Source organism: Streptomyces sp. NPDC000075, assembly GCF_040301925.1.
Classification (GTDB): Bacteria; Actinomycetota; Actinomycetes; order Streptomycetales; family Streptomycetaceae; genus Streptomyces; species Streptomyces polychromogenes.
Window position 1 is genome coordinate 191714 of the sequence record NZ_JBEPFL010000003.1, and the last position, 20392, is coordinate 212105.

Here is a 20392-nt window from a genome sequence, read left to right on the forward strand (position 1 = left end):
GATGGAGCTCGGTCTCGTCGGACTCGGCAAGATGGGCGGCAACATGCGCGAGCGCATCCGCCGCGCAGGCCACACCGTCATCGGATACGACCGCAACCCGGACCTCGCCGATGTCCACAGCCTGCGGGAGCTTGTGGACAGCCTCCAGGCCCCCCGCGTGGTGTGGGTCATGGTCCCGGCAGGCGCCGCGACGCAGTCCACCGTGGACGAGCTGGCGGAGCTGCTCTCCCCCGGCGACATCGTCGTCGACGGCGGCAACTCCCGCTGGACGGACGACGAGAAGCACGCCGCGGAGCTCGAGGCCAAGGGCATCGGCTTCGTCGACTGCGGTGTCTCCGGCGGCGTCTGGGGCCTGGAGAACGGCTACGCGCTGATGTACGGCGGCGACGAGAAGAACGTCGCGGCCGTCCAGCCGGTCTTCGACGCCCTCAAGCCCGAGGGTGACTTCGGCGCCGTGCACGCCGGCAAGGTCGGCGCGGGCCACTTCGCGAAGATGGTCCACAACGGCATCGAGTACGCCATGATGCAGGCCTACGCCGAGGGCTGGGAGCTCCTGGAGAAGGTGGACTCGGTCACCGACGTCCGCGAGGTCTTCCGGTCCTGGCAGGAGGGCACGGTCATCCGTTCCTGGCTGCTGGACCTGGCCGTCAACGCGCTGGACGAGGACGAGCACCTCGACCAGCTCAAGGGCTTCGCCCAGGACTCGGGCGAGGGCCGCTGGACCGTCGAGGCGGCGATCGACAACGCGGTGCCGCTGCCGGCGATCACCGCGTCGCTCTTCGCCCGCTTCGCGTCCCGCCAGGACGACTCCCCGCAGATGAAGATGATCGCGGCGCTGCGCAACCAGTTCGGCGGCCACGCGGTCGAGAAGAAGTAACCGCACCACAGCACCACAGCACCACAGAGCACAGCAGCAGGAAGCCGGGGGAGGTCGGCGCCGTATGCACGTTTCGCATCTCTCGTTGGCCGACTTCCGCTCGTACGCCCGGGCCGAGGTCCCCCTCGCCCCGGGCGTCACGGCTTTCGTGGGCCCCAACGGCCAGGGCAAGACCAACCTCGTCGAGGCCGTCGGGTATCTGGCCACCCTGGGCAGCCACCGTGTCTCCTCCGACGCCCCGCTCGTGCGGATGGGCGCCGACCGCGCCGTCATCCGGGCCGCCGTGACCCAGGGCGAACGGCAGCAGCTGGTCGAGCTGGAGCTTAACCCGGGCCGCGCCAACCGGGCCCGTATCAACAGGTCCTCGCAGGTCAGGCCCCGGGACGTGCTGGGGATCGTCCGGACCGTGCTGTTCGCCCCCGAGGACCTGGCCCTGGTCAAGGGCGACCCGGGCGAGCGGCGCCGGTTCCTGGACGAACTCGTCACCGCCCGCTCCCCGCGCATGGCCGCCGTCCGCTCCGACTACGAGCGGGTGCTCAAGCAGCGCAACACCCTGCTGAAGTCCGCGGCCATGGCCCGCCGGCACGGCGGCCGCTCCATGGACATGTCCACGCTCGACGTGTGGGACCAGCACCTCGCGCGCGCGGGCGCCGAGCTCCTCGCCCACCGCCTCGACCTGCTCACCACCCTGCTGCCGCTGGCCGACAAGGCCTACGAACAGCTCGCCCCCGGCGGCGGCCCGCTCGGGCTCGCCTACAAGTCCTCCGCCGGCGAGAACGCCGACGGCGGCGGGGCCCGCACCCGCGAGGCGCTCTACGAGGTACTGCTCGAAGGCCTCGCCGGGGTGCGCAAGCAGGAGATCGAGCGCGGGGTCACCCTGGTCGGGCCGCACCGCGACGACGTGCTCCTGAGCCTCGGCGCGCTCCCCGCCAAGGGGTACGCCAGCCACGGCGAGTCCTGGTCGTACGCGCTGGCGCTGCGGCTGGCCTCGTACGAGCTGCTGCGCTCGGAGGGGAACGAGCCCGTCCTGATCCTCGACGACGTCTTCGCGGAACTGGACGCCCGCCGCCGGGAGCGGCTCGCGGAACTGGTGGCCCCGGGCGAGCAGGTCCTGGTGACGGCGGCGGTGGACGACGACGTTCCGGACGTACTGACGGGGACGCGCTTCGCGGTGTCCGGCGGTGAGGTGACCCGGCTGTGAGCGACGACGGACAGCAGAAGCGGAAGGCCGCCGAGCCCTCCGGCGTGGACCTCGCCCGGCAGGCCCTGGCCGCCGCCCGCGAGCAGGCCCGGGCCCGCGGCAACGCGGCGGGAGGCCGCAGGCGCCAGCAGCAGCCAGGGCTGCGCTCGGGCGCGCGGGCCGACGGCCGGGACCCGATGCCGCTGATGGCGGCGCTGGACCGGCTGCGCACCGAACGCGGCTGGGAGATGCCGATCGCGGTGGCCGGGGTGATGGAGCGGTGGGCGGAGATCGTCGGCCCGGAGATCGCCGCGCACTGCGAACCGGAACGGTACGAGGACCGGGAGCTCCTGGTCCGCTGCGACTCCTCCGCCTGGGCGGCCCAGCTGAAGCTGCTCGCGCCGCAGCTGGTGGCGCGGCTGAACGCGGAGCTGGGGCAGGGGACCGTGCGGATGATCAAGGTGCAGGGGCCGGGCGGGCGGCCGAAGCGGTACGGGCCCTTGCGGGCGCCGGGTGGCTCGGGGCCTGGGGACACCTGGGGCTGAGCCCCCCTGCGGGATGAGCCCGGCTGCGCCGGGACCTGGGGCTCCGCCCCAGACCCCGCGCCTCAAACGCCGGCGGGGCTGGATTCGAAGGCCGGCGATGCGGCGTCCCTCACCGTAGCCGTGGGTTGACAGGCCGAAGCGCTGGACGCCCGTGTGAGCCTCTTGGAGCCCCTCCCCGGATATGGGGAGTCGGAGAGAGGAGGTTCAGGGCGGCACATGCGGACTCAGGTACCGGCAAACCCCCATTCATGTCAGTGGTACCGGTAGACTGGAGACAATCCCGCCGGATTCGCGGGGTGACACCGAACAAACGCAGACGACGCAGATCGACGCGGCCGCTCCCGCCGGCGCACATGCTGGTCCGGAGTACGGGCTGCGCTGTGCCAGAAAGGGCGCTTCGTGGCCGATTCCGGCGACTCCAACGAGAAGAATTACGACGCCAGTGCGATCCAGGTCCTCGAGGGCCTGGACGCGGTCCGCAAGCGGCCGGGCATGTACATCGGCTCCACGGGCGAGCGTGGTCTGCACCACCTCGTCTACGAGGTCGTGGACAACTCGGTCGACGAGGCGCTGGCCGGGCACGCGGACACCATCGACGTGACGATCCTCGCCGACGGCGGCGTGCGCGTGGTGGACAACGGCCGAGGCATCCCGGTCGGCATCGTGCCGTCCGAGGGCAAGCCCGCGGTCGAGGTCGTCCTGACCGTCCTGCACGCGGGCGGCAAGTTCGGCGGCGGCGGCTACGCCGTCTCCGGCGGTCTGCACGGCGTCGGTGTCTCCGTCGTGAACGCCCTGTCGACCAAGGTCGCGGTCGAGGTCAAGACGGACGGCCACCGCTGGACCCAGGACTACAAGCTGGGCGTCCCGACGGCCCCGCTGGCCAAGAACGAGGAGACCGACGAGACCGGCACGTCGGTGACGTTCTGGGCCGACGGCGACATCTTCGAGACCACCGAGTACTCCTTCGAGACGCTGTCGCGGCGCTTCCAGGAGATGGCCTTCCTCAACAAGGGCCTGACCCTGACGCTGACCGACGAGCGTGAGTCCGCGAAGGCCACCGTCGGCGCGGACGACCCCGACGCGGACGCGACCGAGCCCAGCGCCCGCACGGTGAAGTACTTCTACGAGGGCGGCATCGTCGACTTCGTGAAGTACCTCAACTCGCGCAAGGGCGAGCTGATCCACCCGACCGTCATCGACGTCGAGGCCGAGGACAAGGAGCGCATGCTCTCGGTCGAGATCGCGATGCAGTGGAACTCGCAGTACACCGAGGGCGTGTACTCCTTCGCGAACACGATCCACACGCACGAGGGCGGCACGCACGAAGAGGGCTTCCGCGCGGCGCTGACCGGCCTGGTCAACCGCTACGCGCGTGACAAGAAGCTGCTCCGCGAGAAGGACGACAACCTCGCCGGCGAGGACATCCGCGAGGGTCTGACGGCCATCATCTCGGTCAAGCTGGGCGAGCCCCAGTTCGAGGGCCAGACCAAGACCAAGCTGGGCAACACGGAGGCCAAGACCTTCGTGCAGAAGGTGGTCCACGAGCACCTGAACGACTGGTTCGACCGCAACCCGGTCGAGGCCGCGGACATCGTCCGCAAGGCCATCCAGGCGGCCACGGCCCGCGTCGCGGCCCGCAAGGCCCGCGACCTGACCCGCCGCAAGGGCCTGCTGGAGAGCGCCTCGCTGCCGGGCAAGCTGTCGGACTGCCAGTCGAACGACCCGACCAAGTGCGAGATCTTCATCGTCGAGGGTGACTCCGCCGGCGGCTCCGCGAAGTCCGGCCGCAACCCGATGTACCAGGCCATCCTGCCCATCCGCGGCAAGATCCTGAACGTCGAGAAGGCCCGCATCGACAAGATCCTCCAGAACACCGAGGTCCAGGCGCTGATCAGCGCCTTCGGCACCGGTGTGCACGAGGACTTCGACATCGAGAAGCTCCGCTATCACAAGATCATCCTGATGGCGGACGCCGACGTCGACGGCCAGCACATCAACACCCTGCTGCTGACCTTCCTCTTCCGCTTCATGCGTCCGCTGGTCGAGGCCGGGCACGTCTACCTGTCCCGCCCGCCGCTGTACAAGATCAAGTGGGGCCGCGACGACTTCGAGTACGCGTACTCGGACCGCGAGCGCGACGCCCTGGTCGAGCTCGGCAAGCAGAACGGCAAGCGCATCAAGGAAGACTCGATCCAGCGCTTCAAGGGTCTGGGCGAGATGAACGCCGAGGAGCTGCGCGTCACCACCATGGACGTGGACCACCGCGTGCTCGGCCAGGTCACGCTGGACGACGCGGCGCAGGCCGACGACCTGTTCTCGGTGCTGATGGGTGAGGACGTCGAGGCGCGGCGTTCCTTCATCCAGCGCAACGCCAAGGACGTCCGCTTCCTCGACATCTGAGTCGGCCTCCGCTGACCGCCCGAAAGGACTTCTGACCGGCAATGGCCGACGAAACCACCCCCACCGCAGAGAATCCCGCGGAGGAGCAGCCCGTGCTGCGCATCGAGCCCGTCGGGCTCGAGACGGAGATGCAGCGCTCCTACCTCGACTACGCGATGTCCGTCATCGTCTCCCGCGCGCTGCCCGACGTCCGGGACGGCCTCAAGCCCGTCCACCGTCGTGTGCTGTACGCGATGTACGACGGCGGCTACCGGCCCGAGAAGGGCTTCTACAAGTGCGCCCGCGTCGTCGGCGACGTCATGGGCACCTACCACCCGCACGGTGACAGCTCCATCTACGACGCCCTGGTCCGCCTGGCCCAGCCGTGGTCGATGCGCATGCCGCTGGTGGACTCCAACGGCAACTTCGGCTCCCCGGGCAACGACCCGGCCGCCGCCATGCGGTACACCGAGTGCAAGCTCATGCCGCTGGCCATGGAGATGCTCCGGGACATCGACGAGGAGACCGTCGACTTCCAGGACAACTACGACGGCCGCAACCAGGAGCCCACCGTCCTGCCGGCGCGGTTCCCGAACCTGCTGGTCAACGGCTCCGCCGGTATCGCCGTCGGTATGGCCACCAACATCCCGCCGCACAACCTGCGCGAGGTCGCGGCCGGCGCCCAGTGGGCGCTGGAGCACCCGGACGCCTCGCACGAGGAGCTCCAGGACGCGCTCATCGAGCGCATCAAGGGCCCGGACTTCCCGACCGGCGCCCTCGTCGTGGGCCGCAAGGGCATCGAGGAGGCGTACCGGACCGGCCGCGGCTCCATCACGATGCGCGCGGTGGTCGAGGTCGAGGAGATCCAGAACCGCCAGTGCCTGGTGGTCACCGAGCTCCCGTACCAGACCAACCCCGACAACCTGGCGCAGAAGATCGCCGACCTGGTCAAGGACGGCAAGATCGGCGGCATCGCCGACGTCCGCGACGAGACCTCGTCCCGGACCGGCCAGCGCCTGGTGATCGTGCTCAAGCGCGACGCCGTCGCCAAGGTCGTGCTGAACAACCTGTACAAGCACACCGACCTCCAGACGAACTTCGGCGCGAACATGCTGGCGCTGGTGGACGGGGTGCCGCGCACCCTGTCGATCGACGCGTTCATCCGCCACTGGGTGCAGCACCAGATCGAGGTCATCGTCCGCCGTACGCGCTTCCGCCTGCGCAAGGCGGAGGAGCGGGCCCACATCCTGCGCGGCCTGCTCAAGGCGCTGGACGCCATCGACGAGGTCATCGCGCTCATCCGGCGCAGCAACACCGTCGAGATCGCGCGCGAGGGCCTGATGGGCCTCCTGGAGATCGACGAGATCCAGGCGAACGCGATCCTGGAGATGCAGCTGCGCCGCCTGGCGGCCCTGGAGCGCCAGAAGATCGTCGCCGAGCACGACGAGCTCCAGGCGAAGATCAACGAGTACAACGCGATCCTGGCCTCGCCGGAGAAGCAGCGCTCGATCGTCAGCGAGGAACTGGCCGCGATCGTCGAGAAGTACGGCGACGACCGGCGCTCCAAGCTGGTGCCCTTCGACGGTGACATGTCCATCGAGGACCTGATCGCCGAAGAGGACATCGTCGTCACCATCACGCACGGCGGTTACGTCAAGCGCACCAAGACCGAGGACTACCGCTCGCAGAAGCGCGGCGGCAAGGGCGTGCGCGGCACGAAGCTGAAGCAGGACGACCTGGTCGACCACTTCTTCGTCTCCACCACGCACCACTGGCTGCTGTTCTTCACGAACAAGGGCCGCGTCTACCGCTCCAAGGCCTACGAGCTCCCGGACGCCGGCCGCGACGCCCGCGGGCAGCACGTGGCGAACCTGCTGGCCTTCCAGCCGGACGAGAAGATCGCCCAGATCCTCGCGATCCGCGACTACGAGGCGGCGCCCTACCTGATCCTGGCCACCAAGGCCGGCCTGGTGAAGAAGACGGCGCTGAAGGACTACGACTCGCCCCGCTCGGGCGGTGTCATCGCCATCAACCTCCGTGAGACCGAGGACGGCGGCGATGACGAGCTGATCGGCGCCGAGCTGGTGTCCGCCGAGGACGACCTGCTGCTCATCAGCAAGAAGGCGCAGTCCATCCGCTTCACGGCGACGGACGACGCGCTGCGCCCGATGGGCCGCGCCACCTCCGGTGTGAAGGGCATGAGCTTCCGCGAGGGTGACGAACTGCTCTCGATGAGCGTTGTCCGGCCGGGTACGTTCGTGTTCACCGCGACCGACGGCGGCTACGCCAAGAGGACCGCGGTGGACGAGTACCGCGTCCAGGGCCGTGGCGGTCTGGGCATCAAGGCAGCCAAGATCGTGGAGGACCGCGGATCGCTCGTCGGCGCGCTGGTGGTGGACGAATCGGACGAGATCCTCGCCATCACGCTCGGCGGCGGTGTGATCCGTACGCGAGTCAACGAAGTCAGGGAGACGGGCCGTGACACCATGGGCGTCCAGCTGATCAACCTGGGCAAGCGGGATGCCGTGGTGGGTATCGCCCGCAACGCCGAGGCCGGTCAGGAAGCTGACGAGGTCGACGAGATCGAGACAGGGATCGAGGCCGCGGCAGCCGAGGGAACGGCCGCCGAGGCCGCCGGGGGCGAAGCGTCCCCGGATCGGGAGCACGAGGAGTAAGTCGTGAGTGGAGCCACGGGCGCCGGACCGGCCAAGACTGGAGCGAACGGTGCCCGTGGCCCCGCCGCGGAATCCCAGGGCGGGGGTACCGCCGGTACCCCCGCCGAAGGCAGGGGGGGAACCGTGACGGACACCCGGGGGCCGCAGTCGGAGCCGCAGGCCGAGGCGCAGTCCCAGTCCAAGCAGAAGCAGAAGCCGGCCGCCGCCGCGAAGAAGAAGGACGCGGCCGAGCAGCCCTACCACCCGCCGCAGGCGTACGCGGCCCCCCAGGGCCCGGGTACGCAGCGGGCACCCCGTCCGGCGGTCCGTACGACGCCCAGGACGCGCAAGGCACGGCTGCGGGTGGCCAAGGCCGACCCGTGGTCGGTGATGAAGGTCAGCTTCCTGCTGTCCATCGCGCTCGGCGTCTGCACGATCGTGGCGTCGGCGGTGCTGTGGATGGTCATGGACGCCATGGGCATCTTCTCGACGGTCGGCGGGACGATCAGCGAGGCCACCGGATCGAACGAGGGCAACGGGTTCGACCTCCAGTCGTTCCTGTCGCTGCCGCGCGTGCTGATCTTCACCTCGGTGATCGCGGTGATCGACGTCGTGCTGATGACCGCCCTGGCGACGCTGGGCGCGTTCATCTACAACCTGTCGGCGGGCTTCGTGGGCGGCGTGGAGCTCACGCTCGCCGAGGACGAATGACCCGCTGACTGACCTGCGGGAAGCCCGCCGGGAACGGATTTGGGTTCCACTGCGTCTGTGCGCTAATCTTCAGGAGTCAGCGCGCAGGCGCGGAGGGGCTATAGCTCAGTTGGTTAGAGCGCATCCCTGATAAGGATGAGGCCACAGGTTCAAATCCTGTTAGCCCCACAGTGAAGAAGACCCCCAGGCCCCCGGGCCCGGGGGTCTTCTTCGTTGGGCCGTCCGGGGGGCTCCCAGATAACCGATCGGTATCGGTCGGTGTGTATTGTTGGCGCCCAGAAGTCCCCAACGTCAACGAAAGACGAGGTCGCGCGGTGAAGAAGCTGCTCCTGGTCGCACTGGCCGCCATCGGCGGGCTCCTCGTGTACCGCCAGATCCAGGCGGACCGCGCCGAGCAGGACCTGTGGACGGAGGCTACCGACTCCGTGCCTTCCGGTTCCGGCGTGTGAGCCCCACGTTTGATCTCATGAAGCCCCGGCTGCCGCTGCAGCCGGGGCTTCGTGCTGTTCCGGGGCCCTCCGCGCCGCCGCCGGAGGTCCGCTCGGGGTGAGGGGATCAACTGGGCGGCCTCGGCAAGGGCCTTGCGTGCCCCTGTGGCGGTCCGGAAGCGGTTTCGGGGGTCCGGGTGCGGGAGATCGGCGACGACGTCCCACAGCGGCGCCGGGACGCCCTCCGGGGGCCTCGGGGATGCCGTGGGCGGGGAAGTGTTCGACCAGTGCCCCCGGAATCGGGCCGGGAAGTCCGGCCGGGCGCCGCGCAGTTGCCGCGGGACGAGCCGGCCCGGGGCGGCGACGACGTAGCGGTGGACGGCGTCCTCCGCCCGCGCACGCACCTCAGGAGCAGGGGCCGCGCCCCGCAGGAGCGCTTCGGCCGCGACGTACCGCCCCGTGCCCCGTACCGCCCCGTCCCCCGCCCCCCGTCACCCCGGTGGGTCAGTTCTGGTGGGCCTCGTAGTGGGCCACCGCCTCCGCCGTGCGACCCGCGCCGTACACCCGGAGGAACTCCGCCAGTTCGGGGTGGCTGGGGGCCAGGGCGTTCGCCGCGTCGATGATGTCGCCGGCCGCGGAGACCGACCGCAGCAGCGACTGGATCTCCCGGACGACCCGCTTGACCGTGGGGGCGCCGGAACTCGTCGTGGTCTGGGTGCTGTTGCTGAGGACGGACCCTCCCTGGGTGTTCTTGATCTCGTCCATCCGGTCGGTGGCCTCGCCGGCGCTGACGCTGCCGTCCGCCACCTGTCCGGCGAGGTCCTGGAGGGCCTGGACCCGCTGGACCACGGCCGGGTTGCCGATCTTGGCGCGCTGCCCGCTCATCAGCTGGGACAGCATGGGCGCCGACAGTCCGAGGACAGCAGCGAGGCGAGCCTGGTTCAGGCCGAGGTCGTCTATGAGCCGTCGGAAGAGGGCGCCGAGCGGCTCCCCGTACCAACTGCGCTGAAGCTCCCGGGCTCTGGCGGTGGCCTCTTGCTGTACTGCGTCCACTCTTACTACTCCCCTTCGCTGGTGCGAACCTCGCGAGCATCTTACGGAGCGTGGTCGCGGGGCGGGAGTCCCCATCATTTTGCGGGATGAGGGGGTGCACCGGGTACTCTGTCCTGCGGAACGGACACTCCCTCCCGGGGAGGGCCCGCGTCCGGACGCACGGGGCCTTAGCTCAGTTGGTAGAGCGCTGCTTTTGCAAGGCAGATGTCAGGAGTTCGAATCTCCTAGGCTCCACTCTAGAAAACCCCCTGACCTGCGGAAACGCCGGTCAGGGGGTTTTGTTTTGGCTCCCCTCCGTCAGCGCTTCGCCGGCCCCCGCCGTCCTTTGGCCGTCCTCCCGCCCGGTCCCGATCGGTTCCCCCTGGAGGAACCCCGGAAGGCGGATGGAGCGGTGCTGGACGGGCTGCGGACCCCGGCCGGTACGTAACCGGACAGTCCGGAAAAGACGTCGGCCGTCCAGGACCGCCGAGGGATCTGATCGGGAAGGCGGGGCGTCACTATCTCCCGGGAAGTCCGAGAAGGGGGACACGGTGAGTGACAGCCAGACGGCACAGCGGGCGCGACGGGCCCTGCTGGTGATGCCCGGACCGGGGCTCGTACGCGCGGCCCGCGCGGCGGGTCTGGAGGTCTGGGCGGCCCTGGACCACAGGCTGGAGGTGGAGCGGGGCGTCCGCGAGGAGCTGCCCCCCGAGCGGATCCTGCGCGTGGACTTCGCGGACGCGGCCGCGCTGCGCGCCGTCCTGACGGACACGGCCCGTCACCACGGGATCGGGCACGTCCTCTACCTCCCCGGAGCCCTGACGGGCGGGGCCCCGGACGCCGCCGAGGCGGTGGCCCGGGAGCTCGCGCGGGAGCGCCGGGAACGGGAGGGGGCGGTGCCCGGCCTGCCCGACGCGGCGGCGATGCGGCGGGTCCTGAACGCCAGCGGGATCTCGGCCGTGCGCGCCGAGGAGGCGGCCACCGTCGCGGAGGCCCGGGCCCTCGCGGAGGCCTTCCCGCTGCCGGTGGTGATCAAGTCCGCCGACGCGTCGGGTGCCTGGCACACGACCCCGGTACGGGACCACGAGGCCCTCGCGGACTGGGCCGGGCGGGCCGTCGTGGGCCGGTACCCCGGACCGCACCTCGTCGAGGAGCTGCTGACCGGGCCGCGCTTCAGCGTGGAGACCTTCTCCGTGGGCGGGATGCACCTGGTCGCCGGCATCACGGCCGAGGGCCACGCGCAGCCCCTCTCCGAGGAGGACCGGGCCGGGGTGCGGGCGACCGTCCGGGCCCTGCTGGACCTGGCCGGGTACGAGTCAGGGACCACTCGTACGGACGTACTGATCACCGCCCGCGGATCGCGGATCGCGGCCGCGCGGGAACCGTACGGGAACCCCGCGCGCCGGCCGGAGGAAGAAGTGGAACCCGTCTGACGGGTGGTTACCGGACAGCGGTAACCGGCCATCCCGATAAGGGAGTTGGACAGGTATCGGGAAGGGAACGGTTCGGGATCGCCCTGGCCCAGTCTCAGTGATGTCGAAAGCGGCACCGGCCCACACCGGGGACCGCACACCGCACACATCAGGGGGATGGGCAATGAACGGCAAGCTGACGGGCCTGGTCGGGATCTTCGCGGCGGCCCTGGTCCTCGGACTCGGGGTCACGGTCCACTCCTCGGAGACGGGCGCCCCGGCCGGTCACGAGGTCCTCGCCGAGGGGCGTGGCCCGGCAGCCCCCTCCCCGGCCCCCTCCCCGGCTGTCGCCCCCTGACGACGGGCCGAACCGCATCCCGTACGCGGATGTGCCCCGCACCGGTATCCGGTGCGGGGCACATCCGCGTTCCGGCTCAGTGCGCGCGGCGCTGCTCGGGTATCCCCATGGCGTCGAACAGCTCCGCGGCCTCCGCCCGGTGTGCGGAGGCGGTCGCCGGGTCGCCGGCGGCCTCGGCGACCAGGGCCAGGCCGGTCAGCGCACGGGCCTCCTCGGACCGCAGGCGGATCGCCGACGCGATCTTGTGGGCGTGGGCGTGCAGGACCCGCGCCGCCTCGTGGTCCCGCCGGCGGACGTACAGCCGGCCCAGGAGGTTCTCCACCTTCGCCAGCCGGATCGGCGCACCGCTCGAGCGGGCGAGCGCCAGGGCCTGCTCCGCGTACCCGGAGGCCTCCTCGTACGCGCCGAGGCGGTCCGAGACCTCGGCGGACAGGGCGAGCACGAGGGCGACGTCCGCCTGTTCCCGGCTCCGCGCGCACAGCGCGCGGGCGGTCCTCAGGGACTCCTCCGCCGCCCGGTACTCACCCAGTCCTGCCTGGGCGAAGGCCAGGTCGGTCACGGCTATGAGCTCGCCGACCTCATAGCCGAGCCCGCGGCTGATCCCGATCGCCCGCCGCGCGGTCTCCGCGGCCTCCTCGTAGAGGCCGCAGCGCTCGTACAGCGAGCTGAGCATGGTCAGGCCCTCCGCCTCCTCGCGCCGGATCCCCAGCTCCGAGGCGAGGTTGATGGCCCGCTCGATCAGGGGAACGGCCGCCGCGTACTGGCCGAGCATCGACAGCAGCAGGCCGATGGTCGACTCGCTGTGCGCCTCGATGTGCCGGTCGCCGAGGCGTACGGCGGTGTCCCTTCCCTCCGCCGCGACCTCCAGCCCCTCCTCGAACCGGCCGAGCTTCCAGCAGGCGGCGCCCAGGTTGGCCAGGCTGACGCTCAGCAGGTGCGGGTCGTCGAGCCGGCGGGCGGCGGCGACGGCGAGGCGGCCGAGGTTCCAGAACTCGTCGAAGCGGCCGCGCGCGTGCAGGTGGAAGGAGAGGTTGCGGCTCAGGCAGGCCGTGTAGCGGTCGTGGCCGCGCCGGTCCGCGAGGGCGACCGCGGCCAGCAGGCCGTCGTGCTCCTGGTCGAACCAGCGGCCCGCCAGCTCCGCCCGCCCGAGGGCCGGGAGCTCGCCCTCGTACGGCTGGATGCCGGTGGGCCGGTGCTCACGGCCCGGGAACAGCACCTCGCAGGCCGCGTCCGTCGCCGTCAGGTAGTAGCCGAGCAGCCGCTCGACCGCCGCCGCGTCGGCGGCCTCCGTCGCCGGGACCCGCAGGCTCTGGGCGAAGCTGCGGACCAGGTCGTGGAAGGTGTAGAGGCCGATGTCGGGCTGCTGGACGAGGTGCACGTCGAGCAGGAACTCCAGGGTGTCCTCGGCGTCGCGGACGGACGCGCCGAGGAGCGCGGCCGCCGTGTGGACGTCGATGTCGGCGCCCGGGTGCAGGCTCAGGATGCGGAAGGCCGTGCGGTGCTTCTCGTCCATCGCCAGGTACGACAGCCGCAGCGTCGCCGCGACGCTGCGCTCGCCCGAGCTGAGCTCGTCCATCCGGCGGGTCTCGTCCCGCAGCCGCTCGACCAGGTAACGGACCGTCCACCGCGGCCTGTTGCGCAGCCGGGCGGTGGCGATGCGCAGGGCCAGCGGGAGGTGCCCGCACAGCTCCGCCAGTTCGGCGGCGGCCTCCGGCTCGGCGGCCACGCGGGCCGCGCCGAGCGTCTGCGTCATCAGGTCGGTGCTCTCCTCGGGCTTCATCAGGTCGATGGAGACCCACTCGACCCCGTCGAGGTCCAGCAGCCGGGCCCGGCTCGTGACCAGCACCAGGCAGCCCGGCGAGGCCGGGAGCAGGGGCCGGATCTGGGCGGCGTCGACGGCGTTGTCGAGCAGCAGCAGGATCCGCCGGCCGTCCAGGGTGGCCCGCCACAGCGCGGCGCGGCCCTCCAGGTCCTCGGGGATGCGGTCGCCGGGCGTGCCGAGGGTGCGCAGCAGGCCGTCCAGCGCGGACGCCGGCGTCACGGGCGTCTCGCCCGGGGTGAAGCCGCGCAGGTCGATCAGCAGCTGGCCGTCCGGGTAGCGGTCGGCCAGCCGGTGGGCGGCGCGGACCGCGAGGGAGGTCTTGCCCATGCCGCCCATGCCGTCGATGGCGACGATGCGGGAGTAGCGCTCCTGCCCCGGGCCGCCCTCCCCGCCCTCCCGGACGGAGGCGAAGAGCTCGTTCAGCTCCTTGGCGCGGCCGGTGAAGTCGGGCAGGTCGTAGGGGAGCGTGCAGGGGGCCTCGGCGGCGGGCGCCGCCGGGACCGGGGCGGGCGGCGCCTCCTGCACGGCTACGGCTGCGGCGACGGGTACCGGGGCGGGCGCGGGCTCCGGGTCCGGGGCGCGGGCCTCGGGCGCCGGGCGCTCGGGGCCGGCCAGTTCCGGGGCGTCGCGCAGGATCGACTCGTACAGCCTGGCCAGCTGGGGCCCCGGGTCGATGCCGAGCTCCTCCACGAGCAGCTCGCGCACCCGCCCGTACTCCTGGAGCGCCTCGGCCTGCCGCCCCGTGCGGTAGAGGGCGAGCATCAGCTGCCCGCGCAGGGTCTCCCGCAGCGGGTGCTCGGTGATCAGCGCGCGCAGCCCCGACACCAGCTCGCCGCTCTCCCCGAGCGTGAGCCGCAGGCCGAAGTACTGTTCGGCGGCGGACAGCCGCCGCTCCTCCAGCGCGGTCGCGGCGCCGTCGATCACCGACCCGCCGGCGCCGGACAGCACGGGGCCGCGCCACAGGGCCAGGGCGGAGGCCAGCCGCTCGGCGGCCGTGGTCAGGCGGCCCTCCTTGGCGGCCTGGCCGGCGGCCTGGACGAGTGCGTCGAACTCCAGCAGGTCCAGCTGGCCGGCCGTGACGGCGGCCCGGTACCCGGGGCCGTCGGTGACGATCACCGCGCCGCCGTCCGGGATGCGCCGGCGCAGGTCGGCGACGGCTTTGCGGACCTGGTGCGCGGCCGTTGCAGGTGGGTCCTGTTCCCACGCGGCCTCGACCAGCCGGGCGACGGTCACCACCCGGCCGGATTCCAGCAACAGCATGGACAGGACCCGTTCCTGGATCGCCCCGCCCAGCCTCAGCCGCCCCCCGGCGGCCCAACTCTCAAGGGATCCGAGCACGTTGAAACGGAGCGGATTCCTCTGCGGAACCGCCTCGCGTCTTCCTCCGGACCCCGGTTCTGTCGTGGTCATCGACAGCTGATACCCCCCCAGGCCAACAAATCCCCAGGTAGGGGCCTTTGCCAACGGGATCATAGGCGGTTCCCCTGTGACGCGGTAAGGCTCCGGGAAGGGAACGGGAAGGGGAACGCGGAGCCTGTGTGGGCCGACAGGACCGGGCCGGACGGCCGGTCCCGCAGGCGCATTCCACACACCGAGCGGCAAAGGAGCAGAAGGTGGGCAGACTGGAGAGACCCCTCGCCCCGGACGCGGGACCCGTCACCGCGTTCGCCCGGGAGCTGCGCCGGCTGCGGACCGCCGCGGGCAGCCCCGGCTACCGCGACATGGCCAACCGGGCGATGTTCTCCGCGTCGGTGCTCTCCGACGCGGCCGCCGGATACCGGCTCCCCACCCTCCAGGTGGCCCTCGCCTTCGCGGAGGCCTGCGGCGGTGACCGGGCGACCTGGGAACGCCGCTGGCGGGAGGCCGCCGGCGCCGAGGGCGGCGAAGGGGTCTCGCGGCCGGCCGCCAAGAGCGTGCAGCAGCACCAGGAGGCCGAACTGCGCGCCGCCGCCGTACGGGCCGTGCTGCCGCCGCCCGCGCAGCTGCCGATGGAGCCGCACCGGCTGGTGGGGCGCGGTCATCTGCTCCAGCGGGCCCGGGTGCTGACCGCGTCCCGGGACGGCGACGGGAGCGCGCCCCGGCCGCTGGTGATCAGCGGTCAGGTCGGCGTCGGCACCTCGGCGTTCGCCCTGCGGCTGGCGCACGAGCTGGCGGCGGACCTGCCCGACGGGCAGCTGTACGCGGACCTGGACGCGGCCGCCGACGGCCGCAAGGACGCCCACGGGATCGTGGGCGGGTTCCTGGAGGCGCTCGGCGTGCCCGCCGAGCGGATCCCGAACGACACCGGCCCGCGCTTCGGCCTGTACCGCTCGCTGCTCGCCCGCCGCCGGGTCCTGGTGGTCCTCGACGGGGTGCGGCACGAGCGCCAGGTGCGGGAGCTGCTGGCCGCCGCGCCGGAGAGCCGGATGATCGTCACCAGCCGCTCGCGGCTGCTCGGCCTCGACGGGGTGAACCGGATGCGGCTGCCGGCCCTGGAGAGGGACGAGTCGGTGGAACTGCTGGTGGGGTTGATCGGCGAGGAGCGGGTCGGCGCCGAGCCGCGGGCCTGCCTGCGGCTGGCGGAGGCCTGCGGCGACCTGCCGGCGGCGCTGAACCTGGCCGGCCGGCGGATCGCGGCCCGGCCCGAGTGGATGCTGGAGGACTGCGTCGGCGAGCTGCTCGGCGAGGGAGCCCCGGGGCCGTTCCTGTCCCGGCTGCGGGCCGGGGACGACAGCCTCGGCCGGCGCCTGGACGCCGCCTACCGTTCGGCGGTCCCGTGGGCCCGTCCCCTGCTGCGCCGGATCGCCGCCTCCGGGAGGCTCTCCGTGGACTCGGTGGTGTACGAGTGCGCGGAGGCGCTCGTCCACTCGGTCGAGCGGTCGGCGGAGCCGGTCGAGGACCTCCTGGAGAACCTGCTGGACGCGGGCCTGCTCACCCCCTCCGACCTGCCGGGCCAGTACGGACTGCCGCCGCTGGTACGGGCGTTCGCGCTGTCGCGGCCCGACGAGGACGCGGCCCCCGCCGCCCCGGCCGCCCCCTCCCCGGCCGCCGAGGCGGCGGCCGCGCTGGTCGCCGCCGCCCGCGCGGGCACCGCACCCCTCCCGGCCCACCACGCCTGATCCGCCCGTACGACCCCTTTCCACAGGGCCGCCGCTCCTGTGGAAAGGGGGATCCCGGAGCCGGCCCCCTTCCCCCGGGGGGTCTCAGCCGCGCGCTGCCGCGTCCACCCCCTGGGCGCGCAGCGCGCGGTTCAGTTCGTCCCGGGCCTCGACGAGCAGGCGGCGCAGGGCCGGCGGGGGCGCGGCCTCGGCCAGGTAGGCGTCGGTGCGCTCCACCGTCTCCCGTTCGACGAGGAGCCTCGGGTAGAGCCCGGTCACCAGGGTGCGGGCCACCTCAGGCGAGCGCTGCGCCCAGATCGTGCCGATCTCCGCGAAGTACCGCTCCGCGTACGGGCGCAGCAGTTCCCGCTGGCAGCCCTGGGCCAGACCCAGGCCGATGGGGCTGTGGACGCCGCCGACCAGGGCGCGCCGGGTGCCGTTGCCGACGTCCTCGCGCAGGGCGGCCTCCCAGGCCTCGGCCTTGGCGTCCGCGTCGGGCCGTGCGGCCAGGGCGCCGGCGGCGTTCTCGGCGCCCGCCGTGGTGCCGTCGCGCAGTCGCTCGGCCTCGATCTCGGCCGGGCCGGCCTGGTCGCCCCGGACGAGGGCGGCGAGCAGGGCCCAGCGCAGTTCGACGTCGACGGTCAGACCCTCGACCTCCACGGTGCCGTCCCGCAGTCCGGCGATCAGGCGCAGGTCGGCGGGGGTGCTGGCGACCCGGGCGAGGAGCAGGGCCCAGGCGAGCCGGCCGTCCCCGGCGGCCGCCGGGGCGGTCAGCCGCTGCCGGGCCGCCCCGGCGACGTCCGCCCGCAGCCGCCGGCGGGACTGGGGGGCCGCGTACTGGTCGAGGCAGGTCAGCAGGGTGCCCTGCAGGGTCTGGACGACCTCGGAGTCGGTCTCGGCGGCCAGGCCGGCCAGGACGAGGTGGACGTAGTCCCCGGCGGCCAGTTCGCCGGCCCGGACCATGTCCCAGGCGGCGGCCCAGGACAGGGCGCGGGGCAGCCCGTCGGCGAAGGCGCCGATGCCGTCGGGGCTGTCGAGGAGGTGGCCCAGGGAGTGCGGGTCGAGCCGGATCAGGGCGTACGTGAGGTCCTCGTCGTTGAGCAGCACCACGTCGGGGCGGGCGGCGCCGATGAGGGCGGGGACCTCGGTGCGGGCGCCGGTGACGTCCACGCGCACCTGGCCGACCCGCCGCAGCTCCCCCTCCCGCCGGGAGTACAGGCCCACCGCCAGGCGGTGCGAGCGCAGGTGGGGGTGGTCCCCGGGGGCTTCCTGGAGGATGGAGAAGGAGGTGAAGCGGCCCTCCCCGTCCACGGTGAAGTCGGGGCGCAGGGTGTTCACGCCCGCTTGTCCGAGCCACTCCCGGGCCCAGGCGCCGAGGTCCCGGCCGGAGGCCTCCTCCAGGGCGGCGAGGAGGTCGGCGAGGGTGCTGTTGCCCCAGGCGTGGCGGGCGAAGTAGATGCGCATCCCGGCGAGGAACTCCTCGTCGCCGACCAGGGTGACCAGCTGTTTGATGACCGAGGCGCCCTTGTAGTAGGTGATCTGGTCGAAGTTCTCCAGGGCCTGCTCGATGTCGGCGGCCGGCCCTGCGACGGGGTGGGTGGAGGGCAGCTGGTCCTGCCGGTAGGCGTTGGCCTTGTCGGCGTTGGCGAAGCCCGTCCAGGAGTCGTGCCAGCGGGTCGTGGCGACCTGGGCGCGCACCGACATGTAGGTCGCGAAGGTCTCCTTCAGCCAGATGTCGTCCCACCAGCGCATGGTGACCAGGTCGCCGAACCACATGTGGGCCAGCTCGTGGAGGATCGTCGCGGCCCTGCGGTGGCGGACCGCGTCGGTGACCTCGGAGCGGAAGACGAAGTTCTCGCGGAGGATGACGGTGGCCGCGTTCTCCATGCCGCTGAGGTTGTACTCGGGTACGAAGACCTGGTCGTACTTGGCGAAGGGGAAGTCGGTGCCGAAGACCTCCAGGTAGAAGTCGAGGCCGCGCTTGGTGGTCTCGAAGAGCTCCTCGGCGTCCAGGTCCGGGGCGACCGAGGCGCGGGCGGCGAGCCGTAGCGGGACCTCCTGCCCGGACTTGGCCGTGTAGTGGTCGGACACCAGGTGGTACTCGCCGGCGACGATCGAGGTCAGGTAGGTGGGCAGCGGGGGCGTCGGGGCGAACCGCCAGACGGCGGCGCCGTCCGGGGCGGGTTCGGGCTCGGGGGTGGGCGAGGCGGAGAGGACGGTCCAGGAGTCGGGGGCGGTCACGGTGAAGGTGAACGGGGCCTTCAGGTCGGGCTGTTCGAAGGTGGTGAAGACCCGGCGGGCCTCCTGCACCTCGAAGTGGGTGAACAGGTAGACCTTCCCGTCCACCGGGTCCACCGAGCGGTGGAGGCCCGCGCCGGTATTGGAGTAGGCGCAGTCCGCGACGACGCGGAGCTCGTTCTCGGCGGCCAGCCCGTCCAGGTGGATCCGCTCGTCGCGGTGGACGGTGTCCGGGTCGAGGGCGCGTCCGTTGAGGGTGATCTCGTGGACCCGTTCGGCCGCCAGCTCGGCGAAGGTGGACGCGGGTCCGGCGGGGTCCGCCGTGAAGCGGACGAGGGTGGTCGAACGGAACGTGTCCGGGCCCCGGGTGAGGTCGAGGCCGATCTCGTAGGAGGTGACCGAGAGCAGGGCGCTCCGGGCGGCCGCTTCCTCGTGGGTCAGGTTCGAGCCGCTCATGGTGGTGCTCCTTTTCTCGGTGGGGCGGAAGGGGGTGGACGGAAGGGGGTGGACGGAGGCGGTCAGACGGCGGCGGGGACGGGCGTGCGGGCGTCCAGCGGGTGGTCCAGGGCGGCGATGCCGATCGGCGAGGGGTCGGTGCCGGTCAGCCGGTCGGCCAGGGACCGGGCGATGAGCGGGGCGAACTTGAAGGAGGTCCCGCCGCAGGCCGCGTACGCGTACCCGGTGCCGCCGAGGGCCACCAGCAGCGGGCCGCCGGTGTCGGCGAAGGACATGTAGTAGGCGTCCTTGGCGTCCGTGATCCAGGCGGGTCCGATGCCGGGGATCAGGTCGGCGAACTCCGCCTCCAGCTGCCGCCGGAAGACGTCCTCGGTGCCGTAGTCGGTGATCTCGTCCACCGTCCGGCAGACCGAGGCCGAGGTGATCTTGAGGGCGGTTCCCGCGACCGGCGGGATCAGCCAGGCTCCGCGCCGGGTGCCGAGGGAGGGCACGGCGGGGGTGGCCGCCCAGGCGGCGGCCTGCTGCCGGGGCACCCGGCAGTACAGCAGGGACTGCCGGGACAGGACCAGCCGTTCGGCGATCCCGGGCGGCAGCAGCCCGCGCGACCAGGGGCCCACCGCGACCAGGACCGCGTCGCCGCGCAGCACCCGCCCGTCGGTCAGCCGGACGGCGGCGCCGTCGCCGTGCACCTCGGTCGCCGCCCGGTGCTCGATCAGCTCGATGCCGGGCTGCCACTTGAGCCAGGCGACGCAGGCGTTCAGGACGCGGTCGGCGAGCAGCACGCCCGCCTCGTCCTCCAGGACGCCGCCCAGGGCACCGTCCAGGTAGAGGTGCGGGTAGCGGTCGGCGAGGGAGGCCGGGGTCAGTTCCCGGGCGTCGCCCCCGGCGTCGCCGAGGAGCAGGGCTCCGGCGGCGGCCGCCTCGGGGGGCAGGACGGTGAGGGCACCGACCTGCTCGTAGAAGCGGGTCGAGAGGAGTTCCTCCAGTTCGAGCCAGCGGCGGTGCGCCCGCAGCGCGGCGGCCGTGGCCGGCGGGTCGGCGGGGTGCAGGGCCCGCAGGATCCGGTGCTGGTCGAAGGAGGTGGCCCGGCTGAAGGGGATGGGTCCCTGGTCCACGACCGTGACCTGGTGTCCGCCGAGTACGCACTCGACGGCCGTGAGCAGGGCGATCACGCCGCCGCCCACCACTGTCACCCTCATCGCACACCTCGCTTTCTTTGTCGG

Annotated in this window: 14 protein-coding genes and 2 tRNA genes; 12 read left to right on the plus strand and 4 right to left on the minus strand. The window is 72.3% G+C overall.

Annotation, left to right across the window (positions count from 1 at the left end; genetic code table 11):
* Position 1: 1 nt before the first annotated feature.
* The 8 genes from gnd (at position 2) to ABT403_RS05120 (ending at position 8795) form a co-directional block, all read left to right on the plus strand.
* The gene (gnd, locus tag ABT403_RS05085; protein WP_344160294.1) at positions 2-877 is read left to right on the plus strand and encodes a phosphogluconate dehydrogenase (NAD(+)-dependent, decarboxylating); all 876 of its coding nucleotides are present in this window, start codon (positions 2-4) and stop codon (positions 875-877) included.
* A gap of 64 nt (positions 878-941) precedes the next feature.
* Positions 942-2078: a DNA replication/repair protein RecF gene (gene recF / locus ABT403_RS05090; protein ID WP_344160291.1), complete on the plus strand. Its 1137-nt coding sequence runs from the start codon at positions 942-944 to the stop codon at positions 2076-2078.
* A complete protein-coding gene (locus ABT403_RS05095; protein ID WP_344160288.1) occupies positions 2075-2602 on the plus strand; it encodes a DciA family protein in 528 nt (175 codons plus the stop codon). Before recF ends, ABT403_RS05095 begins: the two co-directional genes overlap by 4 nt.
* A gap of 378 nt (positions 2603-2980) precedes the next feature.
* Positions 2981-5002 (plus strand): DNA topoisomerase (ATP-hydrolyzing) subunit B, encoded by a 2022-nt coding sequence (gene gyrB, locus ABT403_RS05100; RefSeq protein ID WP_344160859.1) that lies wholly within the window; start codon positions 2981-2983, stop codon positions 5000-5002.
* 41 nt (positions 5003-5043) lie between these two features.
* A complete protein-coding gene (gene gyrA / locus ABT403_RS05105) occupies positions 5044-7656 on the plus strand; it encodes a DNA gyrase subunit A (RefSeq protein ID WP_344160285.1) in 2613 nt (870 codons plus the stop codon).
* Between the two features lie 3 nt (positions 7657-7659).
* Positions 7660-8346, plus strand: a complete 687-nt coding sequence (locus ABT403_RS05110; protein WP_344160282.1) for a DUF3566 domain-containing protein — start codon at positions 7660-7662, stop codon at positions 8344-8346.
* Positions 8347-8440: 94 nt separating this feature from the next.
* Positions 8441-8514, plus strand: a tRNA-Ile gene (locus ABT403_RS05115).
* A 146-nt stretch (positions 8515-8660) separates the two neighbouring features.
* The gene (locus ABT403_RS05120; protein ID WP_208809277.1) at positions 8661-8795 is read left to right on the plus strand and encodes a DLW-39 family protein; all 135 of its coding nucleotides are present in this window, start codon (positions 8661-8663) and stop codon (positions 8793-8795) included.
* A 483-nt stretch (positions 8796-9278) separates the two neighbouring features.
* Here ABT403_RS05120 and ABT403_RS05125 read toward each other — a convergent pair whose 3' ends face one another.
* Entirely contained in the window at positions 9279-9827 is a 549-nt protein-coding gene (locus ABT403_RS05125; protein WP_344160279.1) for a helix-turn-helix domain-containing protein, read from the minus strand.
* Between the two features lie 161 nt (positions 9828-9988).
* On the opposite strand from ABT403_RS05125, the gene ABT403_RS05130 reads away from it, so the two are divergent.
* The 3 genes from ABT403_RS05130 to ABT403_RS05140 all read left to right on the plus strand — a co-directional run bounded on the left by ABT403_RS05130 (position 9989) and on the right by ABT403_RS05140 (position 11576).
* Positions 9989-10061 (plus strand) — tRNA-Ala (locus tag ABT403_RS05130).
* A gap of 296 nt (positions 10062-10357) precedes the next feature.
* Positions 10358-11239, plus strand: a complete 882-nt coding sequence (locus ABT403_RS05135; RefSeq protein ID WP_344160276.1) for an ATP-grasp domain-containing protein — start codon at positions 10358-10360, stop codon at positions 11237-11239.
* 163 nt (positions 11240-11402) lie between these two features.
* Positions 11403-11576, plus strand: a complete 174-nt coding sequence (locus ABT403_RS05140; RefSeq protein WP_344160273.1) for a hypothetical protein — start codon at positions 11403-11405, stop codon at positions 11574-11576.
* Positions 11577-11652: 76 nt separating this feature from the next.
* Here the strand turns inward: ABT403_RS05140 and ABT403_RS05145 are convergent, their stop codons facing one another.
* Positions 11653-14808, minus strand: a complete 3156-nt coding sequence (locus ABT403_RS05145) for an AfsR/SARP family transcriptional regulator (protein WP_425580205.1) — start codon at positions 14806-14808, stop codon at positions 11653-11655.
* A 203-nt stretch (positions 14809-15011) separates the two neighbouring features.
* Between ABT403_RS05145 and ABT403_RS05150 the strand changes: the two genes are divergently transcribed.
* Positions 15012-16496 carry an NB-ARC domain-containing protein gene (locus tag ABT403_RS05150; protein ID WP_344160267.1) on the plus strand — a complete coding sequence of 495 codons (1485 nt, stop codon included), beginning with the start codon at positions 15012-15014 and terminating at the stop codon, positions 16494-16496.
* Between the two features lie 84 nt (positions 16497-16580).
* Here ABT403_RS05150 and pepN read toward each other — a convergent pair whose 3' ends face one another.
* On the minus strand, positions 16581-19169 hold the full coding sequence (gene pepN / locus ABT403_RS05155) for an aminopeptidase N (protein ID WP_344160264.1): 2589 nt from the start codon (positions 19167-19169) through the stop codon (positions 16581-16583).
* 62 nt (positions 19170-19231) lie between these two features.
* Positions 19232-20368 carry an NAD(P)/FAD-dependent oxidoreductase gene (locus tag ABT403_RS05160; protein WP_344160261.1) on the minus strand — a complete coding sequence of 379 codons (1137 nt, stop codon included), beginning with the start codon at positions 20366-20368 and terminating at the stop codon, positions 19232-19234.
* Positions 20369-20392 lie beyond the last annotated feature (24 nt).

Excerpts from the sequence above, each read along its gene's own strand:
- recF (WP_344160291.1), top strand. The coding sequence starts at position 942 with ATGCACGTTTCGCATCTCTCGTTGGCCGACTTCCGCTCGTACGCCCGG.
- ABT403_RS05145 (WP_425580205.1), bottom strand. The coding sequence starts at position 14,808 with ATGACCACGACAGAACCGGGGTCCGGAGGAAGACGCGAGGCGGTTCCG.
- gnd (WP_344160294.1), top strand. The coding sequence starts at position 2 with ATGGAGCTCGGTCTCGTCGGACTCGGCAAGATGGGCGGCAACATGCGC.
- gyrA (WP_344160285.1), top strand. The coding sequence starts at position 5,044 with ATGGCCGACGAAACCACCCCCACCGCAGAGAATCCCGCGGAGGAGCAG.
- ABT403_RS05140 (WP_344160273.1), top strand. The coding sequence starts at position 11,403 with ATGAACGGCAAGCTGACGGGCCTGGTCGGGATCTTCGCGGCGGCCCTG.
- pepN (WP_344160264.1), bottom strand. The coding sequence starts at position 19,169 with ATGAGCGGCTCGAACCTGACCCACGAGGAAGCGGCCGCCCGGAGCGCC.
- ABT403_RS05160 (WP_344160261.1), bottom strand. The coding sequence starts at position 20,368 with ATGAGGGTGACAGTGGTGGGCGGCGGCGTGATCGCCCTGCTCACGGCC.